At 42.7% G+C, this 24,747-nt stretch carries 22 protein-coding genes; 3 read left to right on the top strand and 19 right to left on the bottom strand.

Annotated elements, in window-relative coordinates; translation table 11 throughout:
• Position 1 precedes the first annotated feature (1 nt).
• From K370_RS00785 to gltX, 11 genes are all read right to left on the bottom strand, one after another.
• Positions 2-577, bottom strand: a complete 576-nt coding sequence (locus K370_RS00785) for a DUF447 domain-containing protein (protein WP_047537019.1) — start codon at positions 575-577, stop codon at positions 2-4.
• A complete protein-coding gene (locus tag K370_RS00780) occupies positions 574-2,013 on the bottom strand; it encodes a DUF6513 domain-containing protein (RefSeq protein ID WP_047537016.1) in 1,440 nt (479 codons plus the stop codon). Before K370_RS00780 ends, K370_RS00785 begins: the two co-directional genes overlap by 4 nt.
• An 11-nt stretch (positions 2,014-2,024) precedes the next feature.
• Entirely contained in the window at positions 2,025-2,609 is a 585-nt protein-coding gene (locus K370_RS00775) for a flavoprotein (protein ID WP_047537013.1), read from the bottom strand.
• A gap of 126 nt (positions 2,610-2,735) precedes the next feature.
• The gene (locus K370_RS00770) at positions 2,736-4,073 is read right to left on the bottom strand and encodes an adenylosuccinate synthase (protein ID WP_047537010.1); all 1,338 of its coding nucleotides are present in this window, start codon (positions 4,071-4,073) and stop codon (positions 2,736-2,738) included.
• 88 nt (positions 4,074-4,161) lie between these two features.
• Positions 4,162-5,316: an ATP phosphoribosyltransferase regulatory subunit gene (locus K370_RS00765; protein ID WP_047538670.1), complete on the bottom strand. Its 1,155-nt coding sequence runs from the start codon at positions 5,314-5,316 to the stop codon at positions 4,162-4,164.
• Between the two features lie 124 nt (positions 5,317-5,440).
• Positions 5,441-5,626, bottom strand: a complete 186-nt coding sequence (locus K370_RS00760; protein WP_047537007.1) for a DUF2065 domain-containing protein — start codon at positions 5,624-5,626, stop codon at positions 5,441-5,443.
• Positions 5,627-5,685: 59 nt separating this feature from the next.
• The gene (gene hflC / locus K370_RS00755) at positions 5,686-6,558 is read right to left on the bottom strand and encodes a protease modulator HflC (RefSeq protein ID WP_047537004.1); all 873 of its coding nucleotides are present in this window, start codon (positions 6,556-6,558) and stop codon (positions 5,686-5,688) included.
• A gap of 50 nt (positions 6,559-6,608) precedes the next feature.
• The gene (gene hflK, locus K370_RS00750) at positions 6,609-7,766 is read right to left on the bottom strand and encodes an FtsH protease activity modulator HflK (protein WP_047537001.1); all 1,158 of its coding nucleotides are present in this window, start codon (positions 7,764-7,766) and stop codon (positions 6,609-6,611) included.
• 133 nt (positions 7,767-7,899) lie between these two features.
• Positions 7,900-9,084 carry a GTPase HflX gene (gene hflX / locus K370_RS00745; RefSeq protein WP_052185160.1) on the bottom strand — a complete coding sequence of 395 codons (1,185 nt, stop codon included), beginning with the start codon at positions 9,082-9,084 and terminating at the stop codon, positions 7,900-7,902.
• 9 nt (positions 9,085-9,093) lie between these two features.
• Positions 9,094-9,333, bottom strand: coding sequence for an RNA chaperone Hfq (gene hfq, locus K370_RS00740; RefSeq protein WP_047536986.1), 240 nt, complete (start codon positions 9,331-9,333; stop codon positions 9,094-9,096).
• A gap of 215 nt (positions 9,334-9,548) precedes the next feature.
• The gene (gene gltX, locus K370_RS00735) at positions 9,549-10,943 is read right to left on the bottom strand and encodes a glutamate--tRNA ligase (protein ID WP_047536983.1); all 1,395 of its coding nucleotides are present in this window, start codon (positions 10,941-10,943) and stop codon (positions 9,549-9,551) included.
• 238 nt (positions 10,944-11,181) lie between these two features.
• Between gltX and K370_RS00730 the strand changes: the two genes are divergently transcribed.
• On the top strand, positions 11,182-12,801 hold the full coding sequence (locus K370_RS00730) for a hypothetical protein (RefSeq protein WP_235272643.1): 1,620 nt from the start codon (positions 11,182-11,184) through the stop codon (positions 12,799-12,801).
• 4 nt (positions 12,802-12,805) lie between these two features.
• On the opposite strand, the gene K370_RS00725 is transcribed toward K370_RS00730, so the two are convergent.
• The 3 genes from K370_RS00725 to K370_RS00715 form a co-directional block, all read right to left on the bottom strand.
• A complete protein-coding gene (locus K370_RS00725; RefSeq protein WP_047536976.1) occupies positions 12,806-14,281 on the bottom strand; it encodes an efflux transporter outer membrane subunit in 1,476 nt (491 codons plus the stop codon).
• An 85-nt stretch (positions 14,282-14,366) separates the two neighbouring features.
• Positions 14,367-17,495: an efflux RND transporter permease subunit gene (locus K370_RS00720; protein ID WP_047536972.1), complete on the bottom strand. Its 3,129-nt coding sequence runs from the start codon at positions 17,493-17,495 to the stop codon at positions 14,367-14,369.
• Positions 17,496-17,519: 24 nt separating this feature from the next.
• Positions 17,520-18,761, bottom strand: a complete 1,242-nt coding sequence (locus tag K370_RS00715; RefSeq protein ID WP_047536970.1) for an efflux RND transporter periplasmic adaptor subunit — start codon at positions 18,759-18,761, stop codon at positions 17,520-17,522.
• Between the two features lie 237 nt (positions 18,762-18,998).
• On the opposite strand from K370_RS00715, the gene K370_RS00710 reads away from it, so the two are divergent.
• On the top strand, positions 18,999-19,637 hold the full coding sequence (locus tag K370_RS00710; RefSeq protein ID WP_047536967.1) for a TetR family transcriptional regulator: 639 nt from the start codon (positions 18,999-19,001) through the stop codon (positions 19,635-19,637).
• Positions 19,638-19,659: 22 nt separating this feature from the next.
• Here K370_RS00710 and K370_RS00705 read toward each other — a convergent pair whose 3' ends face one another.
• A complete protein-coding gene (locus K370_RS00705) occupies positions 19,660-20,460 on the bottom strand; it encodes a phytanoyl-CoA dioxygenase family protein (protein WP_052185117.1) in 801 nt (266 codons plus the stop codon).
• 93 nt (positions 20,461-20,553) lie between these two features.
• Between K370_RS00705 and K370_RS00700 the strand changes: the two genes are divergently transcribed.
• Positions 20,554-20,901 (top strand): hypothetical protein, encoded by a 348-nt coding sequence (locus tag K370_RS00700; protein WP_235272642.1) that lies wholly within the window; start codon positions 20,554-20,556, stop codon positions 20,899-20,901.
• Between the two features lie 38 nt (positions 20,902-20,939).
• Here the strand turns inward: K370_RS00700 and K370_RS00695 are convergent, their stop codons facing one another.
• The 4 genes from K370_RS00695 to pgeF form a co-directional block, all read right to left on the bottom strand.
• Positions 20,940-21,530 (bottom strand): hypothetical protein, encoded by a 591-nt coding sequence (locus K370_RS00695; protein WP_047536962.1) that lies wholly within the window; start codon positions 21,528-21,530, stop codon positions 20,940-20,942.
• Between the two features lie 3 nt (positions 21,531-21,533).
• Positions 21,534-22,883 carry a 30S ribosomal protein S12 methylthiotransferase RimO gene (gene rimO, locus K370_RS00690; RefSeq protein WP_047536959.1) on the bottom strand — a complete coding sequence of 450 codons (1,350 nt, stop codon included), beginning with the start codon at positions 22,881-22,883 and terminating at the stop codon, positions 21,534-21,536.
• Positions 22,884-22,905: 22 nt separating this feature from the next.
• Complete coding sequence (locus tag K370_RS00685; RefSeq protein ID WP_047536957.1) at positions 22,906-23,799, bottom strand: ZIP family metal transporter; 894 nt, start codon at positions 23,797-23,799, stop codon at positions 22,906-22,908.
• A gap of 163 nt (positions 23,800-23,962) precedes the next feature.
• Positions 23,963-24,727 (bottom strand): peptidoglycan editing factor PgeF, encoded by a 765-nt coding sequence (pgeF, locus tag K370_RS00680; protein ID WP_047536948.1) that lies wholly within the window; start codon positions 24,725-24,727, stop codon positions 23,963-23,965.
• Positions 24,728-24,747: the final 20 nt, after the last annotated feature.

The following is a 24,747-nucleotide window of genomic DNA, read 5'->3' as shown; positions in this document are numbered from 1 at the left end:
CCTAATGTTTCTTTTCTGGTATTTGTGTCGCATAAAATTGGTTTACTTTTTCCACCAGCCAAGTCCATGCCAGCAGTTCATTTTCACCGGCAGTTTTATCAATCGCAATTTGTAGATACTGCATTTCAGTTTGGATTTTTTCTATAGGCAGCAAATGCAAACGACTCACCAAAACGGCAAGTTCTATCACAGCTGCCTGCGCACGATTAAAACCACTAAACGCTTGATGATGTTGCGTTTCTATTTTCTGCAGAATAAGCTGCGGCCTAACTGCATCATCACGCACTTCAATTAACGCCAACTCTACATGTTCAAGGCAATTCGCCAGCCTGAAGCCATTTATTTGATTGGCTTTTAATAGCTGCCACGCTTGACGATTAGTTAAAGCCGCCGCAAACACGCGGACATCATCCGTTAAATTCATCACCGCATTTTTTGTTGCTAAGATATTCGTTAAAGTCGTCGATGGTTTGTAAGGAGAAATAACAACATTCTCGCCCTCATAACGCACACCAAAAGGCGTGACATGCGGAACGCCTGCTGTATTAATAGTGGTAATAATGGTTTCAAAAATCATTGTTTTTTATTTTCTTGTTGTTTTGCTTGCTGCTTTTCTTTTAAAGAAGCTTCACGGTGACTTTTTCTATCGTCTACTTTTTCCATTAAACTTGAAACACCCCAATTCAAAGCTTCATCCTGCACATAACGCTTCTTTAATTGCCAAGCAATTTGCGCACGCGCAAGTTCTACACCCAAATAAAAAGCATGTGATGCATCATTTTGCACACCTAAACTGGGATAAAAGGCAAATGGATCAACATCTTGCTGCAAACCATCACGATTATAGACGTGCACACCAGCTTCACTCACCATAATTCTAAAACTAGGGTCTTTGATTTGCGCGGCTATTTCGCCAATTTCCTCTTTATTATAAGGAAAAGGTTTTCTATCATGCAGTCCAAGCAACCCATTGCTGTAACCGCGTGGCAGCCTGCCATCCAGCTTTGCGCGATGCATGACGCGGCGCGCATTATCCGCTTCAGCAATCGCATTAACCGCATGCGCACTCACAGAGGTGGCTAATACCGCTTGAATATCCAACTCGCTAATCAAGCCAAACAAAATCGCATTAATGCCTGTGGTATCGGCGTCGGTTAATTCAGTTAGATTACCCACGCCCATCATGATTTGAATCTGTGGATATTTTTTACGCAGCTTGTGGTACCGCACAATCGAATCAGCCAAACCAAAATGAATAGGATCCAATATCGCATCGGCAATAAACGGTTTACTGTGTTTAAGACAATGCTCAATTGCGCGATACAGTGACGCCATGTTGCCCGGCTTGGCGGGAATTAAAATCGGCGTAGCGGCGACTTCATCGGCAATCCATATCGTTTTCTCAGTCAAACTTAACAGATAATCTGCACCAGATTTCCCCGCTAACAACAAATCATCCGCATGCATCGAATCCACGCTCACTTTGAGCCCAGCGGACTTGAGCGTTTGAATAGCGTCTTTTAAATGCAAAAATGATTTCCCCGGCAAGCAGCCCAAATCAATCACGTTGGCGCCCTGCGCCTCAAAACGTAATGCTTTTTCTAAAATCGCATCTACACTTAAATCTGGCGCATCGACGATTTCAGCGAAAATTTGCACTGAATATTGGCTTAAGTCTGGCGCCACACCTTTATTGCCAAAGTATTGCGGCAAATCTTTTAAATCCGCGGGTCCGCGTTCAATCGGCACACCATATTGCGTTTGCAACACGGTTAGATCCCCCTGACACAATCCAGGCAAAATCACTTTATCTGCATTGCCAATATCTTTTAAACGTCTTGCAATCAAATCCGGCGTCATCAACGCGGCTACAGAAACGCCTATTTGCTCAATGCGATATTTAAACTGCGGTGTTTTAGCGTCGGATTGAATCGTTTGCAACACTTTATTCAGACTTTTTTCCGCCAGCTTGCCTGTCAAAAAAAGTAGATTTTCTGGCTTATTTGGTTTCATTTAAAAGCTATTTATTTAAATGACGGTTCGTTTAGGCGCTGATTTAATGTTTTTTGAAGTTCGTCAATACTGGAGGCTACCTGCGTTAATTCAAATTGCGATAACTTGGCCACATTATCCAAATCGATTTGACGAGGAAAAACTTTGACGATATTTTCGCGCGGCGCTTCAGATTCGATAAACGAAACTCCAAGCGCAGGCACAGTGTCGCAAGCGAACACAATGCTGGGCACACGTGTTTTACCTGCTTGCGCATATAGGTTCGTGACTAGACTATCTGAAAAACCGTACGCCATTTTGGCCACTGTGTTGGAGGTTGCGGGTGCAATCACCAGTGTGTGATATTGCCCCTTATAGAAAAACTCAACAGGAACGCTGCTGGCAGTTTTGTCCTGAAAAACACGATGGGCAGCAGCTTCTAATTGTGTTTGAAAGCCATATTGCTTAATAATTTCAGCCGCGGCCCTGCTTAAAAAAACATCTACAGACGTTAAATTTTGATTTTTAAGCGCCTGTAAAACGTCTAAACATTCGCGCAGATAATGACCAGAACCTGTAATCGCCCAAGCTAATCGCTGTTTTTGTAAAGTGGACATTTAAATAATAAAATGCGAAATCTAAGCTAGGTTAAGTGCAAATGAGAAAATTGAGCCCCACATACAATTGGTATGTAAGCGATAATTTTTCATGTAGCAACAAAGCATAGCGACGGAGTTTACTTTTTATGCAAAAGGATGCTCAATAATAATCGTCTCATCGCGCTCTGGGCCAGTAGACACAATCGCGATTGGCACGCCACATAACGCTTCTAGACGTTTAAGGTAATGTTGCGCATTTTTAGGCAAACCATCCCAAGTTTTAACGCCAAATGTGCTTTCTTTCCAACCGGCAACTGTTTCATAGAGAGGCTTACATCGTGCTACATCATCCGCGCCAACTGGCAACATATCGACTGCTTTGCCATCCAACTCGTAACCAGTGCAAATATCTAAACTTTCAATGCCGTCTAAAACATCCAGTTTAGTAATACACAATCCAGTTAAACCGTTAATACGCGCAGAACGGCGCAGTGCAGCCGCATCAAACCAACCACAGCGGCGTTTGCGTCTAGTAACAGTGCCGATTTCCTGGCCTTTATTCGACATTTGATGACCTGGTACACCTTCGGTTTCAATATCCAGTTCACTAGGAAAAGGCCCACCACCGACGCGCGTGGTATAGGCTTTAGTAATGCCTAATACATAATGCAGCATATTAGCACCGACACCAGTGCCTGCAGAAGCTTGTCCAGCAATACAGTTGCTTGAAGTGACATACGGATAAGTACCATGATCAATATCAAGCAATGTGCCTTGTGCGCCTTCAAACAGCAGATTCTCGCCTCTAGCATTCGCCGCATAAAGTTCAGCCGAAATATCTGCGACCATTGGTTTCAATGCAATTGCATGTGCCATACTGGCATCATATTGCTGATTAAAATCAACGACTTGAGATCCAAGATAATTAGTTAGTACAAAATTGTGGTAATCCATCACTTCACGTAATTTTTCCGCAAAACGCTCTGGATAGAACAAATCATAAACACGCAAAGCACGGCGAGCTACTTTATCTTCATAAGTTGGGCCGATGCCTTTACCTGTTGTGCCAATTTTAATCGCACGTTTAGCTTCCCGTGCGGTATCTAAAGCGACATGATGACTTAAAATCAGCGGGCAGCCAGAGCTTACTTTTAAGCGGCTTTTAACTTCCAAACCATCTTTTTCTAATGTAGCGATTTCGCTCAATAAATGTCCTGCATCCAGCACAACACCGTTACCGATATAACAATTCACGCCTGCGCGCACAATGCCAGATGGCACAAGGTTTAACTTGTACACACGCTGATCACTGCCTTGCCCAACAACTAATGTATGACCGGCATTATGTCCGCCTTGAAAACGGACTACGCCCTGTGCATGGTCGGTCAACCAATCCACAATCTTACCTTTACCTTCATCGCCCCATTGTGTGCCGATAACGACCACATTTTTAGCAGGATTTTTTACTGTATTTTGCGCCATAACTTTAACTTAACTATTTTTCAACTGAAATATTAATGAGATTAATGCTTATTTATGAGTGGTTCTAATGGATAGTTTTAATAAACAATCAGAAACCCTGAACTTGCCATTGATTATTGCTATAAATTAACTGTTTATCGCAACTCATCTCAACGATATTACTTGTTGAGTTTGGTAATGCTTGTATCACGACTTGGCCGTCTGCACGCAATGCTTCAATCGTACTGAGCAGTGCCTTATCATCTCCCGCTGGCGCAAGAATCGTTTTTGCATTGACTGCGGGCATTAATGCAGTCACAGCACCGCGCAAATCTAAACTGAAACCTGTAGCTGGACGCGCGCGACCAAAAACCAAACCCACTTCATCATAACGACCACCCAAAGCAATCGGCCCTGTGTAGCCTTTTGCGTAAGCAGCAAACACAATACCACTATGATAGTGATAACCGCGTAGCTCACTTAAATCGAACGATACATTGACATTTAAATCATTTAACTGGCTGGCGACAATACGTAAATCTGCTAATGCTTTACTGATCGCAGGCAATTTTGGCAATTGCTGTTCTGCTTTTTGCAGCACGCTTGCATCGCCATTTAAATCGGTTAAATCCATCAATGCTTGTTTAACAGTGGTATCTAAACTATCTGCCAGCAATACAACACTAGCCTTATCTTTACTTTGCAATGCAGCATACAAAGCTTGCTCTAAATTAGCATTAATATTGCCAGCTTTAACTAAAGCTTCAAATATCGCCACATGACTAAAATCGATATGCAGTTCTTTTAAGCCCAAGGCCTGCAAAGCTTTAATCATTAAACGATGAATTTCGATATCGCTCTCTATACCAGCATGCCCGAACAGTTCCGCCCCCAGTTGCAAAGGCTCACGTGTATGCGCCAGACCATCTGGCTTAGTACGCAAAACCGTGCCTGCATAACAAAGCCGCGATACACCTTGGTGATTCAGCATGTGCGCATCAATTCTGGCAGCCTGTGGTGTCATGTCTGCACGAATACCCATCAGACGACCTGTTAATTGATCGACCACTTTAAAGGTGGCTAAATCTAAATCATGGCCCGTGCCAGTAATAAGGGATTCTAAGTATTCCAGCGTGGGCGGGATGACATATTGATAGCCATGCACTTTGAATAAATCCAATAACTGACGGCGCAAAGCTTCTAATCGTGCCGCCTCGGCGGGCAGCACATCTTCAATATATTCGGGGAGTAACCAATTTCGCATAGCCATTATTATACAAGCAAACGATTCAATTGACTTAGGGTAAATGCTTGCGACTTATACAAACCGATTTACAGAAGCAGTATTAGGCGGCTTAGTCTTGCGACTAAGCGCTCACAGAAAAACATTACCGACTAAAGAATATCAACAACAATCCACCCAACAGGGAAATCAGACCAACAAAACGCAGTTGACCATCATTGAGTGCAATCATGCGCTTGAAAGTTTCGCGCCATGATTTCGGCGCTATTAAGGGCATTAGCCCTTCTAATACCAACATCAACCCGAGCGCAGTTAATAAAGTTGTATTCATTGGAACACCAACTTATCGTTAAATTAAAAGATTGTCGTCGTTAATAAACCGCCTGCAATCTATCGACCGCTAGAGCTGCGCATATATTTAAAGAAGTCGGATTTAGGATCTAGCACCATGACATCTGATTTGCTTTTGAAGCTATTTTTGTAAGCTTCCTGACTACGATAAAACGCATAGAATTCAGGATTTTTGCCATAAGCACTGGAGTAAATTTCCGCGGCTTTTGCATCGCCCTCACCCTTCATTTTTTGCGCATCTCTAAAGGCTTCGGCAATAATCACTTCACGCTGTTTATCCGCATCTGCACGAATTTTTTCAGATGCAGCGGAGCCTTCAGAACGTAACTGATTAGCGATACGTTTACGTTCTGCAATCATACGGTCAAACACAGACTTGCTGATTTCTTCAGAATAATCCACACGTTTCAAGCGTACATCCACTACCTGAATACCGATTTGACGCGCTTCCGCATCGGCACGCTTACGTAGATTATCCATAATTGCAGTACGCTCACCGGCAATCACATCATGCACTGTACGCTTACCAAATTCTGCACGGAATCCTGCATTAACTACTTTAGAAAGTCTATCTTCCGCTGCCGCTTCGCCACCTTCTTTAATTGAAACATAATATTTAGCAGGGTCAATAATGCGCCATTTCACAAATGAATCCACCATCATATATTTATTTTCGCTGGTGTTAAATTTGGCAGGCTCTTCCCAATCCAAAGTAATGATACGATTATCAAATTTTTTCAAATCATCAACGAGCGGCACTTTGAAATAGAGTCCTGGCTTATCTTTAACTGCTACGATCTCACCCAACCTGAATACCAATGCGTATTCGCGTTGATCCACCGTATAGAAGGACATGCTGAGTATCACCAGCGCGGCAAATATGCCAATTAAAAAGGTGCCTATATTTTTCATCTTAATATTCTCTTAACTTTTAAATTCAATCATTAACGCACGTCTATTGACTAGCGACTGTCACGATCACGCGTTAAGTCACGTGAAGTATCCACACTGGCTTGATTATCTTTAGATTCAACATTATGAACGGCTGCAGGTACAGCAGCAGATGGCACCGTTGCCGACATTAATTTATCTAGCGGTAAATACAACAAACTATTACCACCCGGCTGATCCACGATCACTTTGCTGGTGCTAGACATAATTTGTTCTTGCGCATCTAAATACAGACGTTGACGCGTCACTTCCGGTGCTTTTGCGTATTGCGCTAAAATCTGTTCAAAACGACTGGCGTTACCTTTAGCCTCGTTTTCAACTTTTAACTGATAACCGGCCGCTTCTGCTGATAGCCGCGACGCAGTACCTCGTGCTTTAGGAATGACATCATTAGCGTATGCCTGGCCTTCATTAATAAAACGCTGATAATCTTGGTTCGCACGGTTCACATCCTCAAACGCTTCTTGCACTTGTTCTGGCGGCTGTGCACTTTGCAACGATACACTTGTGATTTTTACGCCGGTGTTATAGCCATCCAAAATAGCCTGCATACGCTCTGACGTGTCAGCCAAACCTTTTTGCAGTAAATCATCCAGTTTATTTTTACCAACCACCTCGCGAATAGCCGTTTCTGCAGCCGACATCACCGCAGCGTCTGTGGCGCGATTATTAAATAAATAATCTTTAGCGTTTTTTAGGTTGTATTGCACGGCGAATTGCAGATCGATAATATTTTCATCTTCTGTGAGCATTAAAGCCTCTTTTGGCTGCTTAGTTTTGCCGCCAACACCTTCGCCATTACTTCTGTAACCCACTTCCAAGCGGCGCACTTGTTCCATGTTAACCACCGTAACCGATTCAAACGGATAAGGCCAATGCCAGCGCGGACCAGTTTCAGTGGTTTCGTTATATTTACCAAAACGCTGCACAACACCTAGCGAACCTTGATCGACGATATAAAAACCAGTTGCCATCCAAATAGCGACAACGACCGCAGCAATTGGCAACACAGGCACATCAAAGTCTTTACGATTGGATGGTGAGTTATTATTACCACCGCCTTTTTTACCAAAAAGATTGCTGACTTTTTCGTTTAAGTCACCCAATATTTTGTCCAGATCAGGTGGGCCTTCGCTGTTGTTTTGGCCGAATCCAGGAAACTTAATCATTCACTACTCCACATACATTTAGAGATTACATTTAGTATTTAAATATTGTACTTTTTAAAGTTACACTTGTTTTAAAGTTACATTTGGCCAAAAAATGGCGTATTTAAAATACTATCTTTATTAAAAATTACGATTAAACATAAGCACTTTCTTCTGTGCTTCTGCGTCTTAAAAGTTGCTGATGTTCTGTTAATGCCAATTTCAACAAATCGATTCCAGCACCAGAGACAGCTGAAATACTCACTTTTGAAATATTACCATACTCGTCACGAATCAAGCCGGCAGACATATCTAGCTTGTCGATTTGATTTAATACCAGAATTTGCGGCACTTTTGATGCGCCGATTTCTTCCAATACAAAGTTCACCTGTGCAATCTGCGCATCGCGATTGGTGCTGGCAACATCCACAACGTGCAACAATAAATCCGCTTGCGCTGCTTCCTCTAAAGTTGCACCGAATGCTTCAATTAAAGTGGTCGGCAAATGTTTAATAAACCCGACCGTATCCGAAATTACCACAGAGCCGCCGCCTGAATGGTAATCTTCGCCTAGATACATTTTGCGTGAAGTGGTATCCAGCGTGGCGAATAGCTGATCTGCCGCATAAACACCAGACTGGGTTAATCGATTAAATAGCGTAGATTTACCTGCGTTGGTGTAGCCGACCAACGAGACAGTCATCAAATTAGAACGTTTACGCGCACGCCTTTGCATGCCACGTTGCGATTTGAGTTTATCCAATTTTTCACGCAATTGTTTAACGCGGACACGTAGCATACGACGGTCCAACTCCAACTGCGTCTCACCCGGGCCACCACGCACGCCAATACCGCCTTTTTGCCGTTCCAAGTGTGTCCAGCCGCGTACCAGCCTGGTAGATAAATGCTCTAGCTGGGCCAGCTCAATCTGCAACTTACCTTCATGACTTTGCGCGCGCTGCGCAAAGATATCTAGAATCAGGCCTGTTCTATCAAGCACTTTGGCTTGCAGGAAGCGCTCAAGATTCCGTTGTTGTGAAGGACTTAAGTCATGGTTAAAAGCCACCAAATTTGTCTCACTGGCTTCTAATATCTGCTTTAACTCATCGGCTTTCCCACTACCAATAAACAATTTCGCATCTGGAATACTCCGCTTACCTTCAAGCGTAGCACGCACTTGCATTTTTGCAGAAATGACTAATTGACGCAGCTCATGCAGACTTTCTGCATAATCTGGCTCACCAAAATCTATACTCACTAAAACAACACCACCATCTGATGGCGTTGTTAAAGTCGTTGGGTTTGCTAGGGTATTTTCGCCGTAACCGGAAGGTCTAATTGCCAAACCTTACTCTTCCGCTTCGCCTGATAGCGCCATACTCACTGCGCGCGCTGGCACAATGGTCGAAATCGCATGTTTGTATACCATTTGAGTCACAGTATTTTTTAGTAAAATCACATATTGATCAAACGAATCTACCTGGCCTTGTAATTTAATACCATTAACCAGATAGATAGATACTTGTACATGCTCTTTTCTGAGGGCATTTAAGAATGGATCCTGCAGCATTTGTCCTTTGTTATTCATATTGTGCTCCTTTTAGTTGTAATAATGTTGGAGTAGCTTTTGTGAAAAAGCTAAAACTGCCACGCGTATGAGTAGTATTGTGGCTTTTTGTTCGCTTTTCAATAGCAAAATCTCACAATTTTGCGGATATTTTCACATTAACTTTAATAAGCAGCGCTCTATAGCCTTTGGAATAATATCTGAACAACTTTAAAATCGACTTCTAACAAAACCACCTATGCTAAATAGCTATTTATTCTGACCAATGTCTCTTTTTGACCTAATAAGGCCATCACTTGATCGATACTGGGCGATTGCGCAATGCCCGTCAACATCACGCGCAATGGCATGGCTACTTTAGGAAACTTAAGTTGGTTTTCGGTCACAACGGTATTGATTGCATGATGAATCGCTTCCGCTGTCCATTCAATTGTTAATAACTTTTCAACTAAGGCTTTAATCACTGGTTGAATCTCAGCTGTGATATGTTTTTCAACATCTGCTGCACTTGCCTCTGGCAAGGCGTAAAAATAAGCAATATCCGCAGCTAATTGATTCAAGTTATTGGCACGTTCGCGATATAAATTCAGTACCGCTTTTAAATCTGGAGAAGCTGCAACCTTAACACTCATCTTTGCCAAGCGGTTTGTAATGTCGGCAGAAAGCGCATCCAAACTGGATTCTTTGATGTAATGTGCATTCAACCAATTGAGTTTTTCGGTATTAAATTGCGCAGCTGATGGCGTAATATGATCCAAATCAAACCATTCGCAAAACTGTTGCATATTAAAAATTTCCGCATCACCGTGGCTCCAGCCAAGACGTGCAAGATAATTTAGAACGGCCTCTTTCAAATAGCCATCCTCATGATATTGCATCACGCTGACAGCGCCATGCCGCTTGGAAAGTTTTTGACCATCATCGCCCAATATCATCGACAAATGTGCATATTGCGGAACCGTTGCCCCCAAAGCATTGAGCATATTGATTTGACGCGGTGTATTGTTTACATGGTCATCACCGCGAATCACTTGCGTGATGCCCATTTCAAAATCATCTACCACCACACAAAAATTGTAAGTAGGCGTGCCATCGGCACGGGCAATAATCAAATCATCCAATTCGCTATTAGCGATTTCGATTCTGCCCTTAACCAAATCATCCCAAGCCACAACACCGGTTTGTGGGTTCTTAAAACGCACCACCGGTGAAATATTCGCTGGAATAGCGGGCAAGTTTTTACCGCTTTCTGGGCGCCATTTTCCGTCATAACGTGGCTTTAAACCTTGCTGCATTTGGCTTTCACGCAAAACTTCCAGCTCATCTTTACTGCTATAACAGTAGTACGCCGCACCCTTGTCCAGCATGCCTTGAATCACTTTTTTATAAGTATCCATGCGTTGCATCTGATAAAACGGACCCTCATCGTAATCCAAACCCAGCCAATGCATACCATCCAAAATCGCTTGCACCGCTTCTGGCGTACTGCGCTCTACATCGGTATCCTCGATACGCAATATAAATCGGCCTGCATTTTTTTTAGCATAAGCCCAAGAAAATAGTGCGGTGCGTGCGCCGCCAATATGTAAAAAACCAGTGGGGCTAGGGGCAAATCGAGTACGAACGTTCATGTGTTAAATCGTTTTATTGGAAAACGCTATTCTACCATGCGCTTAATGGCTTATTTTGACTGCTTGTTTACGCAGTTTGAATGATTAATTTAAAAATAACTATTGATTATTCAATTATTTATAATTATATTTTAACTAAATATATGAGAATAATGCTGTAACAATATATATTTAACTTTTTGTAAGCTAAATGAAAAATATTATCGAACAATTATTTAGTCTCGCTCATAGCAAAAAAATGCACACTCAATTTGCTTGGGTGGATGATATTGCGGAGATGGAAAGTCTTGCCGCATTAAAGTTTAGCTATCAACAGCTTGCTGTCATTATCGCGCAGATGCAATCCAATGAATCGACGGATTATCACGCTCTGCTCGATTTAATGATTACACTTGAAGAGCTTAATTTTCCGCACTTAGAAAAAATATCATCTCAATTTGCGCAAGTAGAAAACCTGAAGCCAGAGCTGGAAGTGAACATTTCAGAAACTTGCTATAACTACTGCCGCCAATCGTATATCGCCCACCTTAAAATCATTGAAAAAGTAATAAATCCCAGCAAGTTTAAATTAGAAGGGAATATGCAGATTATCATCATTGCCAGAGCGATTTTTGCCGCAATGAACATGATGAAGTGGCGCATGCTGACGCAAGCGAACCCACCGACAAAAATGTGGATTCAAATTTATATGCTGTACCGTATTGCCAGCCAACAGGCATTATTAAATAGTCCGATTGAACTGTTCAAACTATCGCCACCGACCACCCTATCTGCTTATTTTGTTCAAATATGCATGCTGGGGCAATTGGTACAAACCAATTTGAATAAGCAACAAGTAGACATTGTTTACCGCGTGTTAACGACTTGGTTAACGCGTGCGCATATCAGTAAAAATGACACGCCTGAACAATACCTGTTTTATATTGACCTGGAAAAAGACATCGCTGCCAAGCGTATGCGCAATTTTGAAGCCAATGAGCAATGCCGTTATTGGGAATTAGATGAGTTAGAAAAACAAATTACCATTGCCATTACAGTGACGGATCGCGGGGAAATTCCGGATAGTTTAAAATTTGCAAAAATCGATAATGTAAAAAAATTAAACAGCACATTAAATATCATGCTGGCAGAGTGGACTAAAACGCATTATGTGAGACAACGCCGCAAAGAAGAACGCCATGCAACTTCAAAAACGGCCAAAGTCAATGCAGGCGTTTCGAATATCTGCAATCAAGTGTTACAAGCCAATCAAATCAGTAGCGGCTTACGATTATCGCGTGATGGCAGATCGTTTGATGAACGATTGCGTGGTCATACTGTTTTGACACAATCCTCTGGCCTAGGTCTCAACAGTGGGTCACTTGATACCTGGATTGTGACGGATGAAAGTCCGCACGGTTTGGGTACCAGAGTCAATAAATATGCCAATATTCTGGCCAGGCCGGATAAGTTAATCGGCTTGATGATGGATGAAGATCCAAGTGAAATTGTGATTGGGATTATCAGAAGTGTGAAATCAACCACTGGCAATCAGTTTAAAGTTGGCATCGAAATTCTGTCGCGCCATCCGAACTGGGTGCAATTACGGCAGTTACATCATGGCGAATCTTTTGCCGATACGGTGTCAGAAACCATACAAACAAGTCAATCAGCATTGATTGAAACCAGTCTGTTTGCAGGTGTTTATTTACCCATTGAAGAAGGCTTGTCTAGTATATCGACATTGATATTGCCAAAAATCAATTACCGACCTAACACATCTTATGCGATCAATATTTCCGGCTCACCCAAACATGCCAGATTGGGTGAGCCGATTGAATCACGCGACGATTGGGTCAAAGTCGCTTTTCCGTTTTAGTCTTTTATTGAGGTGATGTTTCAGCCTTATCACTTGAAACAGAACTATCCGGAGCAGTAGGATTGTTAGCATCCACCTGCTCAGCACCACGCCAATCACCGCCCAAGGCTTTAAATAACTCAACTGTTGCTAAACTACTCGCCTGCCTAGCTTGTACTTTTGCCAAAGCCGCATCATTGTGTACGCGTTGCGCATCCAGCACTTCTAAATAAGCCGAATAGCCTGCTTTATAGCGATTTTCAGCAACAGTAAGCGCTTTTTTAGCTGAAGCCTCGCTTGAAGCTAAACTTTGTTCACGCTCTACGTTTAGACGCCTTGTTACCAGCGCATCATTCACCTCTCTAAACGCGCCTTGAATCGCTGTTTGATATTGCGCTAATGCTTGCTTTTGTCGCGCAGTTGCTTGATCAACTCGCGCATTACGTCTGCCTGAGTCAAAAATAGGTAAGTCTAACCCCAATCCAAGCGACCAAATACGCGCACCAGACTTCAATATATCGCCTAACTCTAAACTCTCACCGCCAAAACTGCCGGTTAAGCTAATACTAGGATACAAGGCAGCCTTGGCAACACCGATTTGAGCATTTTGAGCAATTAACGCTTGTTCTGCCTGGCGAATATCTGGACGATTTTCAAGTAATGCAGATGGCAAGCCTGCAGGCGGTACTGGCGGCAAAGGCAATGAGCGAATATCAGCCTGATTAACATCATTATCTAATTTTAAATCCAGCACCCCCGTTAACACGGCTAATTGATGCACGCTTAATGCCCGCAAACGGTTTAATTCGATTAACTGCGCATCTAAATTGGTCACAGCCACTTCTGCCTGACTGACTTCCAAGCTGCTTGCAATACCTCCAGCAAGACGACGTTGTGTTAAGCCCAATGATTCTGTACGGCTACGCAAACTATCTTTTGTCACTGCAATTTGCGCCTCAATACCGCGTAATTGCAAATAGTTACTACTTACTAATCCAATCAGTGAAAGTTCAACGGTTTCTTTTGAATAGCGTGTAGCCAATGCAGTTGCCGCTGCGGCTTCTTTAGCGCGTCTGATTTTGCCCCAAAAATCTATCTCATAATTAGTGTTAACACCAATTGTATAATTGTTTCGAATTGGGGAAATCGATACTGGGTTAGCACCTAACTCTGTTACTTTTGAACGCGCCGCACTGCCAGACAAATTCACTTCAGGAAACAATGATGCACCCACTTCGCGCATGCTGGCATCGGCTTCTTCAATACGCGCTACCGCTAATTGAATATCAGTATTGTTTTTTAAACTTAACTCAATCAGCTCATTCAATTTTGCATCCTGGTAATGTTTCCACCACTGCTTCGTTAAATTTTCCGCAGCATTAGAACCCGCCTCTGCTTCGCTATATGCCGCAGGCAAATTCGCCTCGCTGCGCTGATAATCTGGCCCCAACATTTTGCATGAAGCCAAAAGCAGTAGTAACAATAAACTTAGTTTTTTCATACAGATTTTTACCTAATTTTTATACTTAATTAATAAGGCTTATTAATGAAGCCTTATTGATGTTATTTGATTTTTTTGTAATGTATCAAGCGGTTTCCTTAGAGTGATCCACCAAGCCTTTGTCATGATGTTTCCTATCTACATGCGTATTACTTAACCATGTAAAGAATAGCGGAATAAATATCGTCGCCACAAATGTCGCTAACATCATGCCGCCAAACACGCCGGTACCCATACTACGTCGCGCTGCAGCACCCGCGCCAGTAGCGATAACCAATGGTACGATACCTAGTACAAACGCCATCGATGTCATCACGATTGGTCTAAACCTTAAACGTGCGGCTTCAATCGCAGCTTCCATCACAGGCATACCCTCTTCCATTTTCTGGCTGGCGAACTCCACAATCAGAATCGCATTTTTCGCTGCCAATCCAACCAACGTAATGAGTCCGATTTGGAAGTAAATATCATTTGGCATACCGCGCACCAGCACAGCTAGCAGAGCACCAGCCAAGGCAAACGGCACCGCCATAATAACAGCCAGAGGCAACGCCCAGGTTTCAAATTGTGCTGCAAGAATCAAGAACACCATAATGATGGCAAAACCAAAAGCTAGAACCGCAGCAGAGCCAGTCCGTTTTTCTTGATAGGCTTGACCTGTCCATGCAATTTGATAGTTCTCAGGCAAGTTTTCCGCAGCGATTTTTTCAACCATTTTAATCGCGTCACCAGAGCTCACACCTGCAGCGCCACTACCCATCACTTTGGCAGAAAGCAAGCCGTTGTAACGCTCTAGTTGCTCAGCACCAACGATACTGCTTACTCTACTTAATGCGGATAAAGGCACCATTTTCCCAGTATTAGAACGTACATATACTTTGCCTAAATCTTCTGCTTTCATGCGATATTCAGCCTCTGCTTGCAATTGCACGCGATAAGTACGGCCAGACTTATTGAAGTCATTCACATATAAAGAACCCATCGTACTTTGCAGCGTCGCATAAATGTCTGCTACTGGCACACCTTGCGAAATCGCTTTTGCTTCATCGACTTCCACAAATAGTTGCGGCACAGTTGGGCGGAAAAATGAGTTAATACCAGTTAAACGTTGCTCTTTGCGCAAGGCATCCATAAAGTTATTAACGACAGCTGATAAACGCAACGGATCTGCATCGCCACGACTTTGCAAATACAACTCAAAACCACCTGAACTACCTAAACCACGAATTGCCGGTGGATTAAACGCAATAGCCATGCCATCTGGCTGTTGCATACCAATGCCAAATAACTTACCGACAATGTCATCCGCCGTCGTTGTGCGCTTATCCCAATCGGTCATACGCACAAACATGGTAGCTGCATTGGTTTTGTTGCCGCCACCAATCAAGTCAAAACCATAGACTGCAAACTCAGTCGCGACAGCAGGGTCTTTGGCAATTTCAGTACGCACTGCTTCCGTGGTTTTAGTGGTACGACTCAAAGTTGCCCCATCCGGCATAATCACCGCAGTAACGACATAACCTTGATCTTCTGCCGGCACAAAACTACCTGGCACAGTTCTAAGTAATATCGCAACCAGCGCAATAATGCCAACGAATACAATGGTGCCAATAATTCTATGATGCAAAGTTAGATTAACCGTACTCGTATAAAAATTCGTTAACTTCCCAAAACCACGGTTAAACGGTTTAAAGAATTTAGATTCTTCATGTACAGATTTCAGCAAGATTGCACACAATGCAGGCGTTAATGTTAAGGCAACAACACCTGAAATGACCACTGCCACGGCGACAGTAACCGCGAATTGGCGATACATTTCACCCGCAATACCGCCCAAGAATGCTACTGGGACGAATACTGCGCACAGCACCAGCACAATCGCCACCACAGCGCCTGAAACCTGCTCCATGGATTTAATTGCAGCTTTAATCGGTGACAGCTTCTCTTCTGCCATCAGTCGCTCAACGTTTTCTAGCACCACAATCGCATCATCAACCACGATACCAATTGAAAGCACCATGGCAAATAGCGTTAACGTATTAATAGAAAAGCCAAATATCCATAAACCTGCAAACGTACCAATTAATGAAATCGGGACCGCAATCAACGGAATTAAAGTCGCACGCCAGCTTTGTAAGAACACATACACCACTAACACAACTAAGACTAGAGCCTCAGCCAGCGTTTTAAGCACTTCCGATATTGATGATTTAACAAAGTCGCTGGTGTCATAAGGCGTTTCCCAATCTACGCCTTCTGGAAAGCGTAGTTTCAGCTCATTCATTTTGTCTTTAACAGCTTGTGCTGTATCAAGCGCATTGGCACCTGTTTGCAAGAAAATAGGGATACCTACACCCGGCAAACCATCTAGCGCAGTACGCACGTTATAGGTTTGCGAACCTAACTCAACTCGTGCAACATCTTTTAAATAAAGCACACCACGTGGACCATCTGCGCGAATAATGATACTGCCAAACTCACTCGGGTCAATTAAGCGGCCTTTAGCGGTAACGGTATAAATCAACTGCTGCGAATCAGGTGATGGCTCCTGACCGATTTTACCTGCCGCATACTGGTTATTCTGCGATTGAATTGCATTTGCAATATCAGTAGTCGTCACACCCAATTGCGCCATGCGGTCTGGTTTTAACCAGATACGCATAGAGTAATCTTGTGCACCGAAAATAATCGCATCGCCCACACCGTTAATACGTTTAAGTTCATCTAATACATTAAGCGTACCGTAGTTGCTTAAATACAGCGGATCATATTTCTTTTGCTTATCGGTCAACATCACCACAAGCAGAATGTCGTTTGAACGCTTTTGTACGACCAAACCAGTGCGACGCACCTCATCAGGCAAGCGTGGCAATGCAATATTAACGCGATTGCTCACGTTAAATGTTGCCTGATTCACATCAGTGCCGATTTCAAAAGTAGCAGTAATCGTTAATGTGCCGCTGGAGTCAGCGCTAGAGTTAAAGTACAGCAAACCCTCAACGCCACTCAACTGCTCTTCAATCGGCGCTGCAACGGTTTTAGATAGCGTTTCTGCACTGGCACCGGGATAGGTTGCAGTAATCAGTACTGTCGGCGGTGCAATCTGCGGGTATTGCGCAATCGGCAATTTAAGCGCAGCAGCTAAACCTGCCAATACAATAATGATGGACAGAACTGAGGCAAAAATAGGCCTTGTGATAAAAAATTTGGTCATGGTTTTATGTGCTCAGATGTTTGATTAACCAACTTTTACTTTAGATTTAGTCGTAGACTTAGAGGTCGACTTATCTATAGCAGCAGGTTCTTGAGTTGATTGAGTAGGCTGAACAAAAATTTTCGGTTGCACTACTGCTCCAGGGCGTAATTTGATCAAATTATCAACAATCACTTTATCGTTAGCCTTTAAACCATCCAAGATAATCCAATCCTTACCATGCCACGCACCCACAGTTACAGGCGTTGGGGTCGCTTCATTTTTGGCATTAGCCACATAAACAAACTTGCCTAGATCCCCTGATAGCACGGCAGCCTGCGGCACCAAAAACACCCCTTCACGCTCACCAGTCGTCACACGAGCGCGAACAAACTGACCTGGCAACAACGCTTTATCGTCGTTATTAAAAGTCGCGCGCAGCTCCTGTGTGCCTAAAGTTGGATCAATTTGATTTGCGGTAAAATTAAGCTTACCTTTTTGTGCATACTCACTACCATTAGGCAATATCAAAGTCACGTCCGTCACACTGCTTGAATTAACATGCCCACCCAAACTGGCAAGTTCTGATGCAGACAAACTAAAACGCGCCCAAATGGGTGACAACTGAACAATAGTCGTCAGCAAACTAGTGTTTGCAGCAACCAATGCCCCTTCGGAGAACTGGAAACGGCCAGCGATGCCAGAAACAGGTGCCGTTACTTGCGTATAAGAAAGATTCAACTCCGCTTCTTTAATATTTGCCTGTGCCTGCAACATATCTGCCTGAGAAATACTTGCGTCTGATGTTGCATTGTCATACTCACGCTGACTCACTGATTGAGTTTCAAGCAACTCTTTCAAACGATTCGACTCACGTGAGGTTTGCGTAATACGCGCGCCTTGACCTGCCGCTTGTGCTTTGGCTTGTGCCAATGCAATTTGAAATGGTACCGGATCAATAATAAACAGCACTTGACCAGCCTTTACTGATTCGCCTTCTTCAAACATTTTCTTTAGGATGATACCGCCCACACGCGGCCTAACCTCAACCTCTCTGGCGCCTTCAGTTTGCGCAACTGCTTCCACACTCATTGGCACATTGGTAGGCTGTACACTGACATAACTAACTGGCATTGCAGGCGGCGCACTGGCGGCGACATCTTCTTTTTTGCCGCAGCTCTGTAAAGCGATGGCTACAACTGCCATAACAATTAAGCTGGCGCGTGAAAAATTTTGTTTTTTTAAGTGTTTTGGTTTTAAGTTATTTTGTTGCGGCAAAAAAAGCATGATTTAAGAGCCCTGTTTAAAGTAATTTTTATCACAATTAATAATTAACCATGATATTGGTAATGATAATAGTTATTTATTTATAATCATATTTGTTGTATATTATATACAAACAAGAATGTATGTAAACTATTTTTTAACTAAATCGTTATATAGACACGGAGTTGAACTCCGAGCAACAAACCAAACATGTAAATATTTTAAATAAATGTTAGATCAGAATTAAGTGCTTAAATTATGGTAAGAAAAACGAAAGAAGATGCAGAACTTACAAGGCAACGTATTATTGACGCGGCCAAGGAGGTTTTTTTAAAACGCGGGGTAAGTCGCACTACGCTTGAGCACATTGCGTTACAAGCCGAGGTCACTCGTGGTGCCGTATATTGGCATTTTAAAAATAAAACTGAAATTTTCAATGCTATGCGTGATCGGGTTATTTTACCTTTAATCGACCGCATGGATGATACACTCGCAATCGCCAACCTAGCGGACGATGTTGACGCGCTCACTCAAATTGAAAACAGCATGTGCGTCACCATCAATGGACTCAATGAAAACATTGAAATGCGTCAGATTTATGAAATCATGATGATTAAGTGTGAATATGTAGATGAATTTGCCACCGTGCTACAGCAAATCTTAAACAATTGCTCGAATATTACAGAAAAAATTCAACTCGCATACGAACGTGCACAGGCGCAGAATATTTTAGCGCCAAACCATACACCACATGCATTGGCGTTAGATACACACTTGTTTTTTAGCGGCTTATTACATATGTGGGTAAAAGATGCTGACGGTAGCCGATTCCGCCATCAAGCAAAAGAATTAATTCAATCGCACATTAATTTACGACGCAAACAGATTAAGCTTTAAAACAAGACTTAAGAACTGTCTTTTAAAAAACTGTATTTTTAATTGCAGCTAAACTGGTCTTAATTTGTTGTTTAACTTTGTGCTTCATATCCCAATATTTCCAGCGATTTACCCAGTCATTTTCACTTGGCAACCTATCTAAATACTCCAAATGTGATTGCCCATCTTTAGCCACAACTAAATATGGCGCATCAATGTATGGGTCAATACTATCCATTTGCATATACTCAATGACATATGCCCAGCGGCTGTTCTGCGTAATGTTGGGTGTTGTGGAATGCAATAGAAAGGATGAAAACAAAACAACATCGCCGGGCTCAGCCGAAATAAACTCAGCCTTGCTCACATCTCCGTTGTATGAAACGTGGTTATCATCTACATCATATTTCAACATACCTTTATGACTTCCCGGCACAACCCACAAACCACCATTATCTGCCGTCATCGTTGTCAATGAAATCCAAAATTGAAAGTGCTGGTCTTTCAATTGGCTGTACTGATTATCTTGATGCCAAGGAAAAGTACCAGCACCCGGTTTTTTTTCTACAGCCTGATCCCATCTCACCCAAATATCAGGACCTGCAAATTGTTTTAAAAAGTCGATGATTTTGGACTGCGAGATAAAAGCACGTAATTTTTCGCTACGATGCATAATTAATGCATGAAACTTTAAATCACCCTTATCTAAAACATCCTTCCCTGACTTAGTCGCAGACGCCTCTTTAATATCAGCAACCAGCGCATCAACCTCAGCCTGAGAGAAAAAGTTTTTAATATACACATAACCATTTTTTTTAAATTCAGCATGCATAATCACGTCCATTAATTTGCTTAATCAACTGGTTAATTGCTTTATAATTGCCAATAATTGTACTATTATTTTTAATGAATGTTCTATAGCCCATTTGGAGTGACCTTGCAGATACAAACAGGCGAAATTTACGGCAAACAAACTGCGGCCAAATTGGTGATGTACAACGTACTAAAAGTCACCAAATCAAAAGGAGTTGCTGACGAGATTGTCACTCTGCAAAACATTGACAATCCACTAAGCCTATTTGAAACCACAGCACAAAAATTAGCTGCATCAGGCTATATCCGCATTAGCCAAACACCGTATATTGATTTACAAGCCACCACACCCAAACGTCGCAAAGCTGCAAAAAAACCAACCCGCTGCCCGCTTACTTTTGATTTTTTAGAAGATCGTGCAGATAGCCAAAGACCAGCACCGATATTGCCGGATTTATTTAACGTAGTTTGATTACAGCATGTAACACGATTACTCGGTCCGAAACCAGACTAATTAGCATCAACAATGGCATTCAAAAACTGTTCAGAATTCATCATCTCAGCAACTTCTTTCATACCTTCGCCGTAGACTCTTAGTAAATTCCGAATTTCTTCAAAATACGGCCAACACTCTTCTCGCTGCAAATCAAGAAATTTAATAGCCTTCTGACAATTTTGAATTGAATCAAATTTAAAACGCTCATGAAAATGGTGAATTAATTCATTACGATCTTTAGATATGGCTTCCAATATCAATTTCTTTTCTTGGAACTCATCATTATCAATCTCTAAGTTAAAAGTATGAGATATATATAAATCTTTTACTTCTAAGGGCTCTTTATTAAGAGGTACATAATCAGGGTCAATTTTTTCGACGAATTGCTTAATTACTTGCCCCATCGTCTTATTACGTATAGCCTCTGATTGTCGATTTAATATCTCTGGAAGTTCGCTTACATGGCCTGAGATTTCAGCCCGTGAAACCAACACTTTCAGCCATGACTCTAAAAGACCAAAATTGTAAACATTACGTCCATATTTTTGTAAAGCAAGATTCCTGGCATTTTCCAACTCGGTGATTGATTGAGCTTCTGATTCCATCACTTAATCTCTTGGTGGCCCACCCCATAAATCATGTCCATCCGCACTATAAATCTCAACCTCTACAAAATCACCAGGCGTTAATCCTTCGGCATCCTCTAAATACACTACACCATCAATCTCTGGTGCATCTGCTTTTGTACGCCCTATCGCCTCAAAACTACCGTCTTCTAGCTCGTTAATCTCATCCACTAAAACCGTTTGCATACTGCCAATTTTAGCCTGCAATTTTGCCGCGCTGATACGCTCTTGCACCTCCATGAATCGTGCCAGGCGTTCTTCTTTTACCTCTTGCGGCACGTGGTCTGGCAATTCATTGGCTTTTGCACCATCCACTGCTGAATAGGTAAAGCAACCTACCCTGTCTAATTGAGCCGCTTCTAAAAAGTCGAGCAGCATTTTGAAATCATCTTCTGTCTCGCCTGGGAAACCTGCAATAAATGTACTGCGTACGGTAATATCTGGGCAGATTTCGCGCCAGGCTTTAATGCGTGCCAAGTTATTTTCGGCATGTGCAGGACGCTTCATGGCTTTTAAGATACGTGGACTGGCGTGTTGAAATGGCACATCCAAATACGGCAAAATTAGGCCATCAGCCATTAATGGAATCACTTCATCCACATGTGGATATGGATATACATAATGTAAACGCGTCCAAATACCTAGCTCACTTAACGCACCACATAACTCTGTCATACGCGTTTTTACTGGGCGTCCATTCCAAAAGCCTGGGCGATATTTCACATCAACGCCATAAGCACTAGTATCCTGCGAAATGACCAACATCTCTGAAACACCTGCATTAACAAGGTTTTCTGCTTCATTTAGCACATCACCGATTGGGCGGCTCACTAAATCGCCACGCATGCTGGGAATAATGCAGAAGCTGCATCTATGATTACAGCCCTCAGAAATTTTCAAATAAGCATAGTGACTAGGCGTTAAACGCACGCCTTGAGGCGGCACTAAATCCGTGTATGGATCGTGTAATTTTGGCAGATTATGATGCACATGCGTCATTACTTCTTCAAGTGCGTGCGGGCCTGTGACGGCTAAAACACTCGGATGCGCTGCTTCTACCACACCTTTTTTTGCACCCAAGCAGCCGGTCACAATCACTTTGCCATTTTTATGAATCGCCTCACCAATCGCATCTAAAGATTCCTGTACGGCAGAATCAATAAAGCCACAGGTATTCACGACGACTAAATCCGAGTCTTCATAACTCGCTGAAATCTCATAGCCTTCTGCGCGCAATTGAGTCAGTATGCGCTCGGCATCAGAGCCTGCTTTAGGGCAGCCAAGTGATACAAAACCAACTTTTGGTGTGGATGTTAATGCAGATGTTTTCATACGTTTGTTTTCATCAATAGTTTTATTCTAAAAAGTAGCCAACCAGCCAAATGGATGCGACGCCGCAGGCAATCAGGACAAGTTGCGAAATAGTGGCGCGTAATTCGGTGCGCTTGTGCAAGCTGGGGATTAAATCGGCGACAGCCACGTAAAGCATGCTGGCAGCAGCTAAACCTAAAATGGTAGGAATCCAACTTTGCACGTGGGTTAAGGCAAAATAAGCGACAACCCCGCCAACTACAGTTGCCAAGCTGGAGACTAAGTTAAAAATAAAAGCTTGTTTTTTGCTATAGCCAGAATGCAATAGAATTAGAAAGTCGCCCACTTCTTGCGGAATTTCATGCGCAATGATGGCGATAGCCGTCACAATGCCAACTTTTATATCCACCATAAAAGCAGATGCAATCAAAATACCATCTACAAAATTATGAAAGGTATCGCCAATCATAATCATTAAACCACTACGGCCATGATCATGTTGCGTGTGATGATGGTGCGCCGTAATAGAAGGCTGCTTTATTGTGACTGCTTTATATTTTGTTGCTGGCGCAGATGTCGTTTCCGTCTGCATTTCGGCATTGGGGCAATCATCCGCAGTATGTACCGCATGTACTTCGCAATGGTCACCATGACAATGCCGCCAAATGACTAACTTTTCTAAAGCAAAAAATAGCAATATACCCAGCAAAACCGTCACGGTGATATGTTTTGGGCTAGTCGCGACTTCAATGGCTTCAGGCAGAATTTCTAAGAAGACTGCGCCCAGCATCGCGCCAATTGCGTAGCTAATCAGCATAGGAACCGTAGATTTACTGATGTTGAGTGCGACTAATGCAGCGCCAGCGACACTCAATACGCCGCCAAGCAAGCTAAATAATAATATCCAAAGTAAAACGGAAAGGTCAGGAATAGTCATGCGGACTTATAGATTCAAGAATAAACGGCATTATAGCGTAAGACACTGTTTTAACTGCTATTCCGCAATGCTCAATAATGCAACTTTATTGCATTAAGCTTACATCATGATTGAAAACCAGTTAATACGTGAAAATCAGTGATTTTTCTAAGTTAATCAGAAACTAGGTTATCCAGATAAGTGTCGCCATGCGACCCGTCAGATTGTCGCGACGGAACGAGAAAAAACGTTGCTCATCGGTAAAAGTACAGAAGGTTTCTTGCTGGCCGCCGCCGTAAATCTGTTTGACGCCTATATTATTAAGGCGTTGCGCGGCAAGTGTATAGATATCGGCTAACCATTTATCGCCACTGTTTGATTCAGATGCAAGTTGTGGTTTAAATGCAATTTCGGCCTGTGCGTCTTTTGCTAGAAACTGTGCTCTTACTTCACTGCCTACTTCAAACGCTTGCGGGCCAATCGCCGGGCCTAGCCAAGCCATTAACTGATCAGCATCTGCCGGCATTTTTTGCACTGTCGCCTCTATCACACCGTCACAAAGGCTCCGCCAACCGGCATGAACGCTTGCGACTACAGTGCCAGCTTTATCACATAACAATATGGGCAAACAATCGGCTGTCATAGTTACGCATACGGCATTGTGACGCGTAGTAAAACTGGCATCTGCATTTGGCACACAGTCGGTATTCGCAGCATCCACTACGTTTATGCCATGAACCTGATTCAGCCAAACTGGCTCAGACGGTACAAACTGGCTTAATAACTGGCGATTATGTGCAACATGGATAAGATCATCTTGCACATGACTGCCTAAATTAAGACTGTCATACGGGGCCAAGCTAATGCCTCCTTGCCGCGTGGTTTGCAGGGCATGTATATTGACCGGAGCTGGCCAATCAGGAATAATAAAATCACTAGTTTTAAGCATCGTCTTAAGTTTTAATGGCT

The sequence above is a fragment of the Methylotenera versatilis 7 genome (genome assembly GCF_000799165.1).
Taxonomy (GTDB): domain Bacteria; phylum Pseudomonadota; class Gammaproteobacteria; order Burkholderiales; family Methylophilaceae; genus Methylotenera_A; species Methylotenera_A versatilis_A.
The sequence above is the reverse complement of the archived record's forward strand: the minus strand, read 5'-3'. Positions and strand labels throughout refer to the sequence as shown.